Raw genomic sequence first — 17,063 nt, forward strand, 5'->3', positions numbered from 1 at the left:
AATCGAATATTTTTTAGTAATCGAATGTACAAAATTTATTGTTTACAATTATTTTGAGGTACTTTAAACCCTTATCTGGAACTATTTTCCTGTGGTTTTTGCTTTCAGGTATTTGTAGGTTTCAATCTGCGAACGGCATTCTTTCTGGTCATTATTAATGTACTCGTTGCTTAGTTTTTTATCTAAAATTCTTGCTTTTACATTATCTTTCAACTGAATGTCTAAAATGTCTTTCAATTCTTTTTTAAGATTTTTATCAGTGATTTTTGCGGCGGCTTCTATTCTATAATCAAGATTTCTGTTCATCCAATCAGCAGACGAAATGTAGATGTCTTCAGCACCCTTATTGTAGAAATACATTACTCTTGCATGCTCAAGATATTCGTCTACAATACTTATGGCTTTTATCTTTTCTTTAAAATCTTTTTGATTGATTGCACAATAAATTCCTCGCACAATTACTTTAATCACTACACCCGCTTCTGCAGCTTCGTACATTTTCAAAATAAGACCACGGTCACTAACAGAATTCGCTTTAATGATCATTTGTGCTTTTCTTCCTGCCTTTGCTTCTTCAATTTCTTTATCTATATGAAGAGTAATCTTTTCACGCATAAATTGCGGACAAACCATCAGGTTTTTACAGGTTTTCAAAACAGATAAGTAATCTTCCTTCGGTTTTTTAAGAACGGTAAATACTTTGTTGATATCTGCCATAATGCCTCTGTCGGAAGTCATAATCAAATGGTCGCCATAGATTTTAGCTGTTTTTTCATTGAAATTTCCTGTGCTTACAAAGCCGTATTGCAACGTTTTATTATGTACCCGCTTTTTAATGATACACAATTTGGCATGCACTTTTTTGTCTGGAATTCCTATTAAAACAGTGATTCCTTCTGGTTCAAACATTTCTTTCCATTTTAAGTTTGATTCTTCATCAAATCTCGCCTGTAGCTCCAGCATTACCGTCACTTCTTTGCCATTTCTGGCAGCATAAATCAAGGCATTGCTTATTTTAGAATTGCTTGCCAAACGGTAAGCTGTTATTTGAATAGATTTTACATCAGGATCCATTGCCGCTTCACGAAGTAGATCAATGACCGGAGTGTATGTATGATAAGGAAAACTGAGTAAGATATCTTGCTTTAGAATCACATCTGTCACTCTTTCACCATGCTCAAATGCCTGATGTGTAAATGAAGTACGCTCCAATGGTTTTTTATAATATTCAAAAACATCCGGGAAATCCATAAAATGTTTAAAATTATGAATCTTTCCCCCAGGAATGATGCTGTCTTTTTTGCTTAAATTTAATTTTCTGATAAGCAATTCGAGCATTGCTTTATCCATATCTTTATCGAATACAAAACGTGTTGGTTTGCCTTTTCGTCTATTTTTTAAGCCTTTTTCTATTTTTTCTGCAAAATTGGTTCGGATGTCGTTATCAATATCCATTTCTGCATCTTTAGTGACTTTAAATGAGTTGGCAGAAAACTCATCATATCCGAAATAAGAAAAAATATGAGGCAGATTAAATGCAATGACATCTTCCAAAAGCATGACATTTTTTTCTTCAGAATCTTCCGTTGGCAAAAGCACAAAACGTCCCACAAAACGAGACGGAATCTCAATAATTGCATAGTTGCTATGGTAATTCCAATCTTTTTTTCTCATGGCAACACCCAGATAAAGACTTTTGTCTCTCATGTATGGCATTGGCGTATTTTCGTGAAGAAGGATTGGGATGACATTGGCTTCCACCACTTCATCAAAATATTGTCTTACAAACTCTTTTTGTTTGGCAGTCAGATTTTTTGAAGTTTTAATGAAAACCTTTTGCTCTGCCATTTCCACCTGGATTTTTTTCCAAGTTTTGTCGAAATCTGCTTGTTGAGTAATAACAATTTCATTAATTCTTTGAAGAATTTTGGATGGTGGCTGATAAAAAGATTCGGCAATTACTTTCTCCTTAAAATCCATGGCACGTTTCAATCCGGCAACACGGACTCTGAAAAATTCGTCCAAATTATTTGAGAAAATCCCTAAAAAACGAATTCTGAGGTGGAGAGGCACGTTTTCGTCCATTGCTTCTTGTAAAACTCTTTCGTTAAATGCTAACCAGGTAACATCTCTGGGATTAAAATGTAAAGACATATTTGCGTATAAAATTTTTCAAAAATACTAATAAAACTAGTCTTTTATTTGATTCTTAAGTTAATTCTTAATTAAATTTTTAGTTGAAAGAAATATATGTGATAGTGGAAAATATTTTCTCTTAAAATAGATTTTTAAATAGATTAAAAAATAGAAAGGCTTCCATAAGTGCAGTCTCAGTGGAAAAGGTTTCACTAATTTTATTCATTATTTCGCAGCCAAATAACAAATAGTCTTCAAATTAATACACTTACTTTTTTACAATCTTCTTAAAAATCTTCTGCTTTTCTTCCTGTAAAAGAAAAACTGCACCATCACTGTCATTATAAATCAAAATACATTTCAAATTTGTCTCAAATTAAATTTAAAAAATCCAAAACTGTCAATTTGTCATAAAAAATCTAATGGTACAGATATTGAGAAAGTGAGAGTGTTATTGAATTTTAAAAATTAGAAAAAATATAAATATTATGAGTAAAATAATCGGAATTGACTTAGGTACAACCAACTCTTGCGTTGCCGTAATGGAAGGTAAAGATGCTGTAGTAATCCCTAATGCAGAAGGAAAAAGAACAACGCCTTCTATCGTAGCGTTTACAGAAGATGGTGAAAGAAAAGTAGGTGATCCTGCAAAAAGACAGGCGGTAACAAACCCTACAAAAACTGTATACTCTATCAAAAGATTCATCGGTACACATTTCAAAGATGATGCTTCTGAAGTGTCTAGAGTACCTTACAAAGTAGTAAGTGGACCAAATGATACTGTAAAAGTAAAAATTGACGACAGAGAATATACGCCACAAGAGGTTTCTGCAATGATTCTTCAGAAAATGAAGAAAACGGCTGAAGATTATCTTGGACAAGAAGTAACAAGAGCGGTAATCACTGTTCCGGCTTACTTTAATGATGCTCAAAGACAAGCTACCAAAGAAGCGGGTGAAATCGCTGGTCTTACAGTAGAAAGAATTATCAACGAGCCTACTGCAGCAGCTTTGGCTTATGGTATGGATAAAGCACACAAAGACCAAAAAATTGCAGTTTACGATTTAGGTGGTGGTACTTTTGACGTTTCTATCCTTGATTTAGGAGACGGTGTTTTCGAAGTATTGTCTACAAATGGAGATACACACCTAGGTGGTGATGACTTTGATGATGTGATTATCAACTGGATGGCAGACGAGTTTAAAGCTGAAGAAGGTGTAGATTTAAAATCTGATGCAATCGCATTACAAAGATTGAAAGAAGCAGCTGAAAAAGCAAAAATAGAATTGTCTTCTTCTCCTCAAACTGAAATCAACCTTCCGTATATCACAGCTACAGCTACAGGTCCTAAGCACTTGGTGAAGACTTTAACGAAAGCTAAATTCGAGCAATTATCTGCTGACTTGGTAAGAAGATCTATGGAGCCTTGTAAAAAAGCGCTTTCTGATGCAGGTCTTTCTATCAGCGATATCGACGAAGTAATCTTGGTAGGTGGTTCTACAAGAATCCCAATTATCCAGGAAGAAGTTGAGAAATTCTTCGGTAAAAAACCTTCGAAAGGTGTTAACCCAGATGAGGTTGTAGCAATTGGTGCAGCCATTCAAGGTGGAGTTTTAACTGGTGATGTTACAGACGTACTTTTATTAGACGTTACACCACTTTCTTTAGGTATCGAAACTATGGGTTCTGTTTTCACGAAATTAATTGATGCCAACACTACAATTCCAACTAAAAAATCTGAAGTATTCTCTACAGCGTCTGACAACCAGCCTGCAGTAAGCATCAGAGTAGGACAAGGTGAAAGACCAATGTTCAACGATAACAAAGAAATCGGTAGATTCGACCTTACAGATATTCCACCGGCTCAAAGAGGAGTTCCACAAATTGAAGTAACTTTCGATATTGATGCCAACGGAATCTTGAGCGTTTCTGCAAAAGATAAAGGAACCGGAAAAGAGCAATCTATCAAAATTCAGGCAAGTTCAGGACTTTCAGATGATGAAATCCAAAGAATGAAACGTGAAGCTGAAGAAAACGCTTCTTCTGATGCGAAAAGAAAAGAAGAAGTAGAAATTTTCAACAAAGCAGACGGATTGATTTTCCAAACTGAAAAGCAACTGAAAGAATTTGGTGATAAATTATCTGCAGACAAAAAAGCAGCAATCGAAACTGCTCATACAGAATTGAAAACCGCTTTCGAAGCAAAAGATATGGACAGCGTAAAAACCAAAACCGAAGCTCTAGATGCAGCTTGGATGGCGGCTTCAGAAGAAATGTACGCACAAGGACAAGGTGCTGAAGCAGGCGCTCAACAAACTCAAGGTCAAGCAAACGGAGCAGAAGATGTTCAGGATGCAGATTTCGAAGAAGTGAAATAATAAACAGTTTTAAAACTGATACAAAAAAATTCCCCAAGTGAAAACTTGGGGAATTTTTTTGTTTAAAACGCTCATCTACAACTCAAGTTGGCTCAGTCAAATTTCATCTTGGTACACTAAATTAAAACAAGACGGAAAAAAATTGAATTGTAATAGGATGGAATCAATCGAAACCATTGATCAATTTTCCAAAGACAGTAAATTTCGACAATCACTTTTTGATTTAGTAGAAAATGAAATTAAATTGCCAGCAAAAAAATGACAACTTAATGATTTCGAAACCGTTTTATTTGCAAACTCCTTCGTTCTATGGGTTGAAAACAGCGGTTTCTTATAAGCGTTCGAATACTTAGGTTGAAACAAGTTGTAGGTTTTAAAATACCGAGAATCCATAGTTATTAACCGTTAGAAATAGATTTTAAATTATTTTTACAATTTAAGGTTTCCCTTTTTTTTACTTAGAATTGTTTCCTTAAATTTAACAGTTTTAAAATAATATTCAAAAAATATCATTTTTTTAAGCACTTAAAAAATATACATGAGCCTTAATACCCAATCTCTTCAACCTATCATCAATTTCATCTGGACTGTTGCCGATGATGTTTTAATCAATAAATTTCTAGAAAATCAATATCAGGATGTTATTTTACCCATGACGGTTTTGCGTCGCCTCGACTTGGCTTTGGAACCCACCAAAAATCGGGTTCAAAATACATTTGAGGAATACAAAAGTAAAATTGATAATCTGTACGGACTTTTAACCAGTGACCAACATGGATCGGGTTTGGCGTTTTACAACACGTCACCTTACACCATGAAAATGTTGTTGAATGATCCTAAAAACATCGATGCCAATTTCTTAGATTACCTCAATGGCTTTTCTGAAAATGTACAGGATATCATTACCAAGTTCAAGTTTAGAAACCAGCTTGAAACTTTTCAAAGTACCGGAATCACTTTTGCGTTAATTGAAAAATTCTGTAATCCAAAAGTGGAATTAAGTCCAGACAAAATTTCGCCAATGGCGATGGGTTATATGTTTGAAGATTTAATTAGAAGATTCAACGAAAAAACCAATGCTGCTGCAGGACGACATTTTACGCCCAGAGAAATTATTGAGTTGATGACGCATTTGGTTTATCTGCCGGTAAAAGATAAAATACAGCAGGGAACTTTTTTGGTGTACGATCCTTGTGCGGGTTCTGGTGCAATGCTTACACAATCTAAATTATTCGCCACCAATCCGGAAGGGGAAATAAAATCTACTGCCTCTTTCCATTTGTACGGACAGGAAAATACGGGCGAAATGTATGCCGTTTGTAAATCGGATATGTTGTTGAAAGGTGAAGATCCCGATAAAATAAAATTTGGTTCTACGCTAAGTGAATATGGTTTTGATCCCGATTTGAAATTCAATTTCATGCTCACCAATCCGCCGTATGGAACCACCTGGAAACAGGATCAGGAAAATCTGAATGTAGGAACAGAAAAGAAAATCAGCATCGTTGACCAACGTTTTAATCTTCCTATTAAAAATTTTAAAGGCGAACCGGAAGTGACGTGTTTAACGAGCAGAAGCAATGATGGACAATTGATGTTTATGCTTCATATGCTTTCTAAAATGAAAGACCCGAAAGATGGCGGAAGCAGAATTGCTTCTGTACACAATGGTTCTGCGCTTTTTACAGGTGATGCCGGAAGTGGCGAAAGTGGCATTCGTCAATACATTATCGAAAATGATTTGTTGGAATGTATTGTACAATTGCCCAACGATATTTTTTACAACACAGGAATTGCGACCTACGTTTGGTTCATCAGCAATGTGAAAGAAGAAAAGCGAAAAGGAAAAGTGCAACTCATTAATGCTTCTTCGGCAGCGTTTTTCCAGAAAATGCGGAAAAGTTTGGGTAGTAAAAGAAATGAGTTGACTACCCAACATATTGAAGCGATACAGGAAATGTATTTTGATTTTGAAGAAAACGAATATAGCAAAATATTTGATAATGACGATTTTGGCTTTAACCAAATTACGGTACATCAACCGGAAAAAGATGAGAACGGTAAAATTATAACCGACAGCAAAGGCAAGCCAAAAAGCGACAGCAGTTTGAAAGACATAGAAAATGTGCCAATGAAAGAAAGCATTGCCGATTATTTTAAAAAAGAAGTTTTGCCTTTTGCACCGGATGCGTGGTATGATAAAACCAAAATGAAAGTGGGCTACGAAATTGCGTTTAATAAATATTTTTACCAATACGAAGGTTTGCGACCGTTGAAAGATATTGCAGCAGATATTCTCTTGCTGGAGCAGGAAACAGATGGTTTATTAAAAGAAATTATAGCATAATGGAAGTAATAAAACCGTACTCAACATACAAAGATTCTGGTATTGCTTGGTTGGGAGAAATTCCTGAGCATTGGCAAAAGTGGAAAATTTCAAGAGGTGTAAAAAAAATTGGTAGCGGAACAACACCAAGTTCAAGTAATAAAGATTTTTATGAAAATGGTACTATTAATTGGCTAAATACAGGTGATTTTAATAATGGTATTTTATATAGTTGCAAAAAGAAAGTAACGGCAAAAGCATTAGAAGAAAACTCTGCATTGAAATTATTTCGAAGTGGAACTTTATCTATTGCAATGTATGGTGCAACGATTGGTAAAGTTTGTATCATTCAATTTGATGCAACAACAAACCAAGCATGTTGTAATATTGAAGAAGGAGATATTTTTAGTAATAAATTTTTGATGTATTGGTTCGTTGGTCATAAGCCTCAAATTGTAAATCTCAGTTACGGAGGTGGACAACCCAATATTAGTCAAGACGTTATCAAATCATTGTATGTTCCGTGTCCGAAAAAATCCGAACAAACCGCCATCGCCAATTTCCTCGATTACAAAACCGCCAAAATAGACCGTTTTATTTTTAAGAAAAAGCAATTGATCAAACTGCTAAATGAACAGAAAGCAGCAATCATCAATGATGCCGTAACCAAAGGTTTAAACCCAAACGCCAAAATGAAACCCAGCGGAATAGAATGGTTGGGCGAGATTCCGGAGCATTGGGAAGTGAGGAAGTTGAAGTATGTGGCGGAAGCTGTGTTAGGTAAAATGCTTTGCAATGAGGACAAGGGAGGATATTCTAAAAAACCTTATTTAAAATCCAAAAATATTCAATGGCTAAAAGTTGATGTTTCTAATGTTGAAGAAATGTGGTTCTCTGATAAAGAACTATCTCAATACAGATTGAAGAAAGGAGATTTGGTTTTAAGTGAAGGCGGCGAAGTTGGTAAAACATGTTTGTGGAATAATGAGATTGAAGAATGTTATATTCAAAATTCGGCTCACAAGGTAACTGTCGATAGTGAAAATTTAGCTGAATACTATTTAAATTTATTTTTCTTATACGGAAATAAAGGAGCATTTGATGCAATTACAAATAAAGTCAGTATTGGGCATCTTACAAAAGATAAACTAATCAATTTAAAATGTTTATGTCCGCCACTTTCCGAACAATCCGCCATCGTTTCCCACATCGAAAAAGAAACTGCCATCATCACAAAAACCATTGCCACCATAGAAAAAGAAATCGCTTTGGTGCAGGAATACAGAACAGCTCTCATTGCAGAAGCAGTTACCGGGAAAATAGATGTGCGGGAATATAATGTGCCGTCTTTTGAAGAAGACAAAGAATACGCAGAAATGGAAGAGGAAATGGGTTTGGTGGCGGAAGATGGGGAGGAAATGGGAATTGAAAATTAGTAGAAATGAAAGAGTTAGTATTCAATATAAAAAATATTTTCAGCAGAGATTCTAATGAAGGTTGTTTGGGACAATATGATGCTGCTAAATACCATATTCCTGCGTATCAACGTGGTTACAAATGGGCATCTGAAAAACCTACGGATGCAGTGCCGGTTTTAATGAATGATTTGTGGGAAGCATTTCAAAGTTCCGAAAATAGCAACCGCAAAGAGTATTATATGCAATACATTACGGTAAAGAAGATTGTAAAAGAAAATCATCTTGAAGTTATCGATGGGCAACAAAGACTTACTACGTTTTCTATTTTGCTGTCTGTTTTATATATGCTACTGGATAATAAAGACAATGTAGTTAAAGACAAATTAGATTATGCGATAAGATTAGATTTTTTCAAAGAATATATTTACGAAAGAGACAAATTGATAGCATTTGTACAAGCTAAATATGAAGAAAGAGGATTGCATATTCAAGGTGAATTTAAAAATAATCAAGATATCTTTTATTTACATAGTGCAGCGCAGTACATCTATAAATTTTGTGATGAAAAAATAGATAAAGATGATGAAGGTTTAACTGCAAATGATGGTTTGCAAAAATTAAAAGAATTCGCCGACTTTATTTTAAACTACGTAAAAATAATAGTGAACGAAGTAGAACCGCATATTGATAGTGAACGTGTTTTTAGAAATCTGAATAGTAACAAAGTGCCGCTTACTGAAGCAGAATTAATTAAAGGTTTATTGCTCACAAAAGCAGCAAGACATAGTTCTGAAAATACAAAACAAAAGCATTTTCGAGAAATACTTGAAATTAGAACAGCTTTAGGAAGGCAATGGGATGAAATAGCAACTTGGGTAAATGATAAAAAAGTAAAACATTTTTTCTTTTCAAATAACAATAAAACATTTACCGAAAAAAGTTTTAATGAAAGAATTGGGAGAGAAATTAATGATAGCAAAGAGAAAATTTCCCAAGAAAAAGCTTTGCTATTTTTGTTATTATCTATGACTTTTAATAAAGATATTGAAATAAAGGATAGTAAATTTTTATTATTTAATTATTTTCACGCAGAAACCAAAAACAATAATTCTAGTTTAGAACTCTTAATAAAACTAAAAGAAATCTTTCTAATCCTAAAAGACCGTTTTCAGAATGATCAGATTTATAATCTTATGGGTTATCTATTTTTTGTGGAAGGAAGCGGTGAAAATAAAATAAACTATTTAACCAAAACTATTCACTGGTCTAAAGAAAAGCTTTTTTCTGAACTAATAACAGATAGGAATAAACATTTACCAACTAATATTGATGAATTGAAATATGGAGGTGAATATAACACGCAAATCCATAAAGTTTTATTGGCATTAAATGTTTTCGAAACAGCTAAAGAAAAAACTGAAGTACGTTTTGATTTTTATAATTTCCGAGTAAAAAATAATTGGTCGTTAGAACATATATTTCCACAAAGTCCAGAAGGAAAATGGAGAGGCAGCAATCATATTTTAAATAATGAAGAAAAGCAGGAAATTTTGAATATGATTGGCGAAGATTATGAGCATATTCAAGAGGTAAAAAGAGTATTAAGTTTACCTGAAAGAACAGACGATGAAAAAGAAATATATTACAAAGCATTACAGAAAACTTGGGTTAATAAATTGGGGAATATGAGTTTATTAGCATTACCTGATAACAGTTCAAACGGTTGTGCAATGTTTAAATTAAAGAGAGATAATGTAAACGAATTGATCCAAAACGGTAGTTTTGTTCCAAAACACACTTTCGAAATTTTTAATAAAATTATTATAAAGTCAGATAGCGTTTTAAAATGGACCAAAGAAGATGCAGATAATCACTTCACATACATTGAAAAGACGATTAAAAACCTGAAAGCTAAAAAACAAATATGAAACCAGGGAAGTATACCATAAGAGAATTGTTCGTTAATCGAGAAGTGGAACAAATCATTATCCCTGAAATCCAAAGAGATTACGTCTGGAAAAAAGAACAGGTTGAAGGTTTGCTTACCTCAGTGCATAATGATTATGAGAAATTTACGAAGGAAGAAATAAATGTTACAGCCGACAATGATGAAATTAAAAAACTCTTCGTTAACTATTACAAAAAACAACAATTTGCTTCAAATATTGGTTTTATTTATGCCTACAACGATGCGGAGTATAAAGGGAAATATTTTTTAATAGATGGGCAACAACGTGTGACAACAGTTTATCTTCTATTGCTTAATTTGTTTATTTCTACAGATGAAAAAGAAGATTTTAAAAATAAATATTTTAAGGACAAGCAGCTTAAAATTGATTTTAAGGTAAGAGAAAGTTCACATGATTTCTTTAAAAATTTTATTGGATTTTGTTTAGATCACGATTTCACAGCAGTGGATGATTTTGAAACAGTTTTTAGTAAAGCATTATTTTCTCAATATTGGTATTTTGACGATTACAAGAACGATAAAACTATACAGTCGATCATTTGCAACTATGTAACACTAAATAGTTTTGTTGAAAAAAATAAGTTACAATCAAAAGATTTTTTAAACTACATTCTTGATTATGTGGATTGTTGGTATTTTGACACCAATATTAGTGAGCAAGGTGAAGAATTATACATATATATGAATGCTCGCGGTGAGCAAATTCAAAATAATGAAAATATAAAAGCAGATTTATTAGGAGCGCTGAAAGATATAGATGTAGCACAAATTTCAAATCGTGAAGATTTTACAGAAGAAAAATCGCTCGCAGGAATTAAAAAATATTGGGGTAAAAAATGGGAAGACTGGCAAGATTTCTTTTGGGTAAATAAAGGAAGCAATGTGAATGCTGATGAGGGATTTAATGAGTTTTTGCGATGGGTTCAAATTATTTCAATGTCAAAAAAATCAATAATTGATATTGATAATGAAAATGAAAACAGTCTTGATAAAAAAGATATTATTGAAGTTATTAAATGGGAGAAAAAAGGTATCAAACTAAAAGTTGAATTCCTAGATTTAATAGAAATTGAAAAGTATATAGAAGCAACTAAATTTATTTTTTCAAGTTCAAATTATACTTCGCTTAAAGATATTTATGTAGATTTTGATTTAAACCTTGGTAATTTATTTGAGCAAAATTGGTTACAAAGTTATAGCAAAACAGAAAGCAAAGTAAATCATTTGTCTCAGATTGATTGTTTTAGAATAATTCCAATTTTAGAATTTGTAAAAGAGCAAAAAGAAATCGACGATTTTAAAAGTATTGAAATTTACAGATTTGCGAGATATCTTTTTAACTTAAGTAGGATTGATAATATTTCTAAAGCAGCCAATGTAAATTGTATAAATGCTATTAAATTAGCTACCTTACTTCAAGGGTCTACAATAAAAATTTTAGAATTAGAAAAAATTTCTAAAAGTTTATTTACGGCGGAAGAAAAGGCAAAGTTTCAATTATACAAAAATCCGCCAAATAGTTTGAATCGAGAGTTTCTGGAGATAAGTTTTTGGGATTTGGAAAATGTTCCTGTTTTTAAAGGTGAAATTGCAATAGCATTTGATTATATAAATTTTGATTTAGAGAATTTAGATACTGTTAATATTGATGATTTTATTAAAGTTTCTAGCGTTTTTATTTCAATTTTTAAAAATGAAGTTTCAGATTTATTTAGAAAGGCAATTTTATCTGTTGAGGATTATAAAGTTTACGAAAGTTATACTTATAGTTTAGGGATGAATAGATATCACCTTTGTAAATCTACGGATGAATGGAACCAATTTATTCATTCATCGTCTTGTTTAAGATCAATTATATTAAGGTTACAGGCTTATGAAGATTTTGATAATCAATTAAAGGCGATTATTGATGAAAATATAAATACAATAGAAGATTGGCGATTAAAATATCTAAAATCTGAATTGAGTACATTACGCTTTTGTCAAGACAAAAGGGTTTGCGTGGATGGTAGTGATATTTATCTACTGAAAACAACAAAAGTATATAACGAAGGATATTATAAACAATTAAACTAATGGCTATAACCAATACCACCGAAAAAGGCCTTGAAGCACACATCTCTCAATATTTGGTCGATGCAAATAATTATCTGCTCCGCGAAAACAAGAGTTATGATAATGTGGCATGCATCGATCGGGATTTGCTGTTTCAATTTCTAGAAACTACGCAACCAAAAGCGGTCGCCAAACTAAAGCAATATCATAAAGAACTTTATGAGCAAAAAATAATTAAACGCCTGAATGATCAGATTCAAGCAAAGGGAATTATAGAAGTTTTGCGCAAAGGGATTACCGATGGTTTTACAGATACCAAGTTGAATTTATTTTATGATAAGCCTGTTTCCGCTTACAATGCAGGTGATAAAGCTTTGTATGATGCCAATTTGTTTTCGGTAATGCGACAGGTTTACTTCTCGCCAAATGATAAAAAATCATTGGATATGGTTATTTTCATTAACGGTATTCCTCTAATATCTTTCGAGTTGAAAAATGAACTGACCAAACAAAATGTTCAACACGCTATAAAACAATACAAAACCGACCGGGATCCAAACGAAGAATTATTTCGTTTAGGAAGATTGATGGTCAATTTTGCGGTAGATACTGAAGAAGTTTGGATGTGTACACACCTTAAAAAAGACAAATCATACTTTCTCCCTTTTAACAAAGGAAATAACAATGGTGCAGGGAATCCACCAAATGACGGCATCAAAACTGATTATTTGTGGAAGGAGATTTTAACCAAGAATAATCTTACAGATATTATTCAGAATTATTGCCAACTGATTACAGAAGAAAAAGAATATGCAGATGCAAATGGTAAAATAACGACTAAGAAAGAAAAGAAACTCATATTCCCAAGATATCATCAGTTGTTTGCTGTTCGCAGTATTTTAGCAGATGCACAAGAAAAAGGATCTGGACAAAAATATTTAATTCAACATTCGGCAGGTTCGGGAAAATCAAATTCTATTTCTTGGCTGGCTCATCAATTAGTAGGATTACACGATAAATCTGGGAAAAACCATATTTTCGATACCGTTATTGTTGTAACAGACCGCCGGGTTTTAGATGCGCAGATCAGAAATAATATCAAGCAATTTCAACAAGTGAAAGGAGTTGTTGAAGCCATTACAGATGGAGCAAAGCAGTTGAAAGAAGCATTGGAAGAAGGCAAAAAAATAATCATTACCACCATTCAGAAATTTCCTTTTATTGTAGAAGAAATCGGAGAATTGCCAGGAACTAATTTCGCCATCATCATTGATGAAGCTCACAGTAGTTTAAGCGGACAAATGGCAAGAAAACTAAATGAGGCCCTTTCTAAAGTACAGGACGAGGATGAATTAAAAAATGACATTTCCGCCTATGAAGAAGATGAAGATGGCGACGTAGATGCCGAGGATCTAATAAGAGTTTTGATAAAGTCTAGGAAATTACTGCCAAACGCCAGTTACTTTGCTTTTACCGCAACGCCTAAAAATAAAACCTTAGAATTATTCGGCGTTCCTTATGCCGAAGGTGATCAAACAAAATTTTGTGCTTTTCATTTATATTCTATGAAACAAGCTATTGAAGAAGGTTTTATAATGGATGTATTGCAGAATTATACGACGTATCAAAGTTATTATGCTCTGCTGAAAAAAATTGAAGATGACCCAGAATATGATAAACTGAATGCTCAAAAGAAATTAAGACATTATGTCGAAAGCCATGAACATGCCATAAAAAAGAAAGCTATTTTAATAATTAGCCATTTTGTAGAAAATGTAGTGCAGAAAAAAAGAATGGGCGGTTTGGCAAAAGCAATGTTGGTAACAAGTAGCAGAGCCAACGCAGTGAAATATAAAAAAGCATTTGATGATTATTTACAAAAAATCAATAGTCCATACAAAGCTATTGTTGCATTCTCTGGTGAAATAGACGGACAAACAGAAGTAAGCTTGAATGGCTTTCCAAGCAACTCAATTCCTGCAGAATTTGAGAAAAATGAATACAGTTTTCTATTAGTAGCAAATAAATTTCAAACCGGATTTGACCAGCCACTTTTGCATACCATGTATGTAGATAAAAAATTAGGTGGCGTAAATGCGGTACAAACTTTATCTCGTTTGAATAGAAGTCATCCATTAAAGAAAGAAACTTTTGTTTTGGATTTTGCAAACAGTGTGGAAGAAATAGAAAACGCATTTAAACCCTATTTTGAAAGTACCATTTTAGGAGAAGCCACCGATCCTAATAAATTGTTTGATTTGCAGGATGCTTTAGATAACTTTCAAGTTTATACAAAAGAACAAGTTGTTGCGTTTTCTGATATGATTTTGTCTAGCGTTCCGGTTGATCAGCTCCATGCAATGTTAGATCATTCATCTGCTACGTTTAGAAACGATCTAGTTGAAGAGCAACAAGTAGATTTCAGAGCAAAAGTTAAGACATATGTTCGTTTATACATTTTTCTATCACAAATTGTATCTTTTGAAAATGCTTATTTAGAAAGGCTTTACATTTTCTTAAACCATCTGCAAAACAAGTTGGGCGGCGATACTCCAATTGATTTTGCACAAGGCATTTTGGATAATATTGATATGGACAGTTACCGTCTGCAGCTAGAAGCAACTACAAATATGGTAATGGAACAAGGTGAGGATTTGAAACCAATGCCAACTGATATGAGAGGTGGAAAAAGCGATACAGATAAAGATTTGCTTTCAAATATTTTACAAACATTTAATGATAGATATGGAACGCAATTTGAAAGTGCAGACAAAGTAAGACAAATGGTAGAAAGCATCGCGAATGATGTTGCCAAAAACGAAGAATTGCTAAATTCGATGAAATATTCTGATGAGCAAAATGCAAGAATAACCAATGACAAAATTGCCCAACAAGAACTGCTAAAACATATAACTACTAATTTTGATTTTTATAAACTAATCAATGACAATAAAGAAGCAAAAGAAGATTTTAATTCGATGTTGTTTGGAATGGTGAAGGAAATATTTAATAGAGGGATAGGTAAAAGTATTTAAGTAAAAATATTAGGTGATTTGAAGCATTTGTAGTTTATGGAAATTAAGGATAAAAAAAAATCTATAAAGCCAATGATGACTCTACTCAAATCAATATCCAATTTGAGCAAGATACGGTTTAGCTTACTCAATCACAAATAGCAGACCTATTCGAGACCAAACCTCAGAACGCAATATAAACTAGAAAAACATATCCGAAGAAGAATTTACCGAGAATGAAATTTGTAAGTTTTTCTTACAAGTTCAAAAAAGAAAGTGCAAGAACTTTAAAAAGGAACTAATTGCATTAAAATTTAGATGCAATTAGTTCTGGTAGTTACGAATAAATACTATTAATTAAATCAAAAATATTTCTGAAATTTGCAGAACAATTATATTTAATGGAAACCCAAAACTATATAGAAATATTTCAAGATGAAGAATCAGGTATTACATTAGATGTAAAACTTGATGGAGAAACAGTATGGTTAGATCAATATCAACTTGAAACACTTTTTGATACTGATCGTACATCTGTTGGTCGTCACTTAAGAAATATTTATGCTTCTAATGAATTAGATAAAGAAGCAACTAGTGCAAAAATTGCACAAGTTCAAATAGAAGGAGGTAGAGAAATAAAAAGGAACATAAATGTTTATAATTTAGATGCTATTTTATCTGTAGGTTATAGAGTTAATTCTAAAAAAGGAACTGCTTTTAGAATCTGGGCAAACAAAATTTTAAAAGAATATTTAGTAAAAGGTTATTCCATTAACGAAAAAAGATTAGCACAAAAAGAACAAGAAGTTCAACTTCTGAAAAATGGAATTCAGATTCTAAGTCGCGCTATTGAAGAGAAAGCCAATGAAAATGAGTGTTTATCTGTTTTTTGAAAAGGTTTACAATTATTAGATGATTACGATCACGAGCAATTAGATTCCAAAGGTTTAACTAAAAAACAAGCAATTTATCCAACCAGAGAAGATTACCAGGAACTCATCAATCAAATGGTTGTAGATTTTGATTCGCAAGTGTTTGGAAAAGAAAAAGATCAAAATTTTCAAAGTTCCATAGCGCAAATAGAAAAAGGTTTTGGAGAAAAAATTTTTATCCAACTTTGGAAGAGAAAGCCACGATGCTTTTGTAATTAGTTGTGAAAAATCATTCTTTCGTTGATGGCAATAAAAGAATCGCAGCAGCGTGTTTTCTGAAATTTTTGCAAAGCAATCAAATGCTTTACAACGCACAAAATGAACTTATTATTGGCAATGACACTTTAGCAAGTTTGACTTTGCTTATCGCATCGAGTAAACCTGAAGAAATGCAAACTGTGAAAAAATTAGTTATCAGTGTTTTAAATAGAAATAGATAGGTTGATGAATGATAAAATGTAAATGTTCAGTATATATTTTAACAAATTACACTTATAAATCAGTATCTTATTTGTACCACAATGAAATAAATAAATGATCTTCCATATTGGTTATTTTTGAATAAAAATGAAATATTCATCGAAAAGTCTTAATCCGTATAAACATCTAAAAACCGCTATTGTAAACGTATGTAGCGGTTTTTTTGCACAATAATCATTGTTTTTCTGTTATAAAGACTGTTTTTAATTCATTCGCTGAACCTTATTTCTACCGGAACTTAAGGGTTAAAATTTGTAAAAGAAATGTTCGGATTCATTGATGCATATTAAGGAACTGATTGCCTTGTTCAGCTTTTATGATGCAAATCTTGATTAAAATATACATTGTTCCTATA

At 32.7% G+C, this 17,063-nt stretch carries 9 protein-coding genes; 8 read left to right on the forward strand and 1 reads right to left on the reverse strand.

Going from position 1 to position 17,063, the window contains the following annotated elements:
* Positions 1-81: 81 nt before the first annotated feature.
* Positions 82-2,154: a polyphosphate kinase 1 gene (gene ppk1, locus BW939_RS04250; RefSeq protein WP_076450221.1), complete on the reverse strand. Its 2,073-nt coding sequence runs from the start codon at positions 2,152-2,154 to the stop codon at positions 82-84.
* A 470-nt stretch (positions 2,155-2,624) separates the two neighbouring features.
* On the opposite strand from ppk1, the gene dnaK reads away from it, so the two are divergent.
* The 8 genes from dnaK (at position 2,625) to BW939_RS16155 (ending at position 16,668) form a co-directional block, all read left to right on the forward strand.
* Positions 2,625-4,514, forward strand: coding sequence for a molecular chaperone DnaK (gene dnaK / locus BW939_RS04255; protein WP_076450223.1), 1,890 nt, complete (start codon positions 2,625-2,627; stop codon positions 4,512-4,514).
* 538 nt (positions 4,515-5,052) lie between these two features.
* Positions 5,053-6,861, forward strand: a complete 1,809-nt coding sequence (locus tag BW939_RS04265) for a type I restriction-modification system subunit M (protein WP_076450228.1) — start codon at positions 5,053-5,055, stop codon at positions 6,859-6,861.
* Entirely contained in the window at positions 6,861-8,276 is a 1,416-nt protein-coding gene (locus BW939_RS04270; protein WP_076450230.1) for a restriction endonuclease subunit S, read from the forward strand. The genes BW939_RS04265 and BW939_RS04270 overlap by 1 nt, the downstream gene beginning before the upstream one ends.
* A gap of 5 nt (positions 8,277-8,281) precedes the next feature.
* Positions 8,282-10,186 carry a DUF262 domain-containing protein gene (locus BW939_RS04275; RefSeq protein WP_076450232.1) on the forward strand — a complete coding sequence of 635 codons (1,905 nt, stop codon included), beginning with the start codon at positions 8,282-8,284 and terminating at the stop codon, positions 10,184-10,186.
* Complete coding sequence (locus tag BW939_RS04280; protein WP_076450234.1) at positions 10,183-12,303, forward strand: DUF262 domain-containing protein; 2,121 nt, start codon at positions 10,183-10,185, stop codon at positions 12,301-12,303. Before BW939_RS04275 ends, BW939_RS04280 begins: the two co-directional genes overlap by 4 nt.
* Complete coding sequence (locus BW939_RS04285; protein WP_076450235.1) at positions 12,303-15,317, forward strand: type I restriction endonuclease subunit R; 3,015 nt, start codon at positions 12,303-12,305, stop codon at positions 15,315-15,317. The genes BW939_RS04280 and BW939_RS04285 overlap by 1 nt, the downstream gene beginning before the upstream one ends.
* 380 nt (positions 15,318-15,697) lie before the next feature.
* The gene (locus tag BW939_RS16005) at positions 15,698-16,189 is read left to right on the forward strand and encodes a virulence RhuM family protein (protein WP_228417120.1); all 492 of its coding nucleotides are present in this window, start codon (positions 15,698-15,700) and stop codon (positions 16,187-16,189) included.
* Positions 16,190-16,449: 260 nt separating this feature from the next.
* The gene (locus BW939_RS16155) at positions 16,450-16,668 is read left to right on the forward strand and encodes a Fic family protein (RefSeq protein ID WP_228417122.1); all 219 of its coding nucleotides are present in this window, start codon (positions 16,450-16,452) and stop codon (positions 16,666-16,668) included.
* Positions 16,669-17,063: the final 395 nt, after the last annotated feature.

Origin of the sequence: Chryseobacterium piscicola, assembly GCF_900156685.1 — a bacterium.
GTDB classification, from domain to species: Bacteria; Bacteroidota; Bacteroidia; order Flavobacteriales; family Weeksellaceae; genus Chryseobacterium; species Chryseobacterium piscicola.

Bases quoted from the DNA above. Each gene is read 5' to 3' on its own strand.
- ppk1 (WP_076450221.1), bottom strand. From the start codon at position 2,154: ATGTCTTTACATTTTAATCCCAGAGATGTTACCTGGTTAGCATTTAAC.
- dnaK (WP_076450223.1), top strand. From the start codon at position 2,625: ATGAGTAAAATAATCGGAATTGACTTAGGTACAACCAACTCTTGCGTT.
- BW939_RS04265 (WP_076450228.1), top strand. From the start codon at position 5,053: ATGAGCCTTAATACCCAATCTCTTCAACCTATCATCAATTTCATCTGG.
- BW939_RS04270 (WP_076450230.1), top strand. From the start codon at position 6,861: ATGGAAGTAATAAAACCGTACTCAACATACAAAGATTCTGGTATTGCT.
- BW939_RS04275 (WP_076450232.1), top strand. From the start codon at position 8,282: ATGAAAGAGTTAGTATTCAATATAAAAAATATTTTCAGCAGAGATTCT.
- BW939_RS04280 (WP_076450234.1), top strand. From the start codon at position 10,183: ATGAAACCAGGGAAGTATACCATAAGAGAATTGTTCGTTAATCGAGAA.
- BW939_RS04285 (WP_076450235.1), top strand. From the start codon at position 12,303: ATGGCTATAACCAATACCACCGAAAAAGGCCTTGAAGCACACATCTCT.
- BW939_RS16005 (WP_228417120.1), top strand. From the start codon at position 15,698: ATGGAAACCCAAAACTATATAGAAATATTTCAAGATGAAGAATCAGGT.